At 62.4% G+C, this 550-nt stretch carries 1 protein-coding gene; it reads left to right on the top strand.

The window, feature by feature from the left end; all coding sequences use genetic code 11:
• On the top strand, positions 1 to 516 hold a 516-nt coding region (locus tag P7F60_RS23425; RefSeq protein WP_277920109.1), incomplete at its 5' end, for a plasmid partitioning protein RepB C-terminal domain-containing protein.
• Positions 517 to 550 lie beyond the last annotated feature (34 nt).

Raw genomic sequence — 550 nt, forward strand, 5'->3', positions numbered from 1 at the left:
GTCGACCTGAGCTTCATCGAGCGCGCGCTGTTTGCCCGGCGCATGCAGGAGCATGGTTTCGACCGGGAAACGATTTCGCGCGCCCTCTCCGTCGACAAGCCGGAAGCATCCCGCCTGCTGCAGGTGGCCGACAGCATTCCGACCGCGATGATCCTTGCGATCGGCCCGGCCCCCAAGGTCGGCCGTCCTCGCTGGCTGGCACTTGCCGACCGGCTGAAAGACCCGGCGCTGAACCGGCGGGCGGATCGCGAAATGCGGATCGCCGATTTTGGCAGCGCCGACACCAATGCCCGCTTCGAGCGGCTCTGGAAGGTGACTGGCGAAACCAGGAAGAAGGAAAAGGCCACGGAAACGGTACGCACCCGCAAGGGCCAGCCGCTCGCCACGATCGAGCATGGCGGACGCGGCGCGAAGATCACCGTAACCTCGGGAGAATTCGCTGCTTTTCTGTCTGCGAAAATGCCGGACATCGTTTCGGCTTTCGAGCGGGAAAATGCAGCTTCGTCAAACAGCTAACGGAATTGTCACCTGACAATTCCGCCATTTGAAG

It is taken from the genome of Rhizobium sp. YJ-22 (assembly GCF_029601685.1).
Lineage (GTDB): Bacteria > Pseudomonadota > Alphaproteobacteria > Rhizobiales > Rhizobiaceae > Metarhizobium.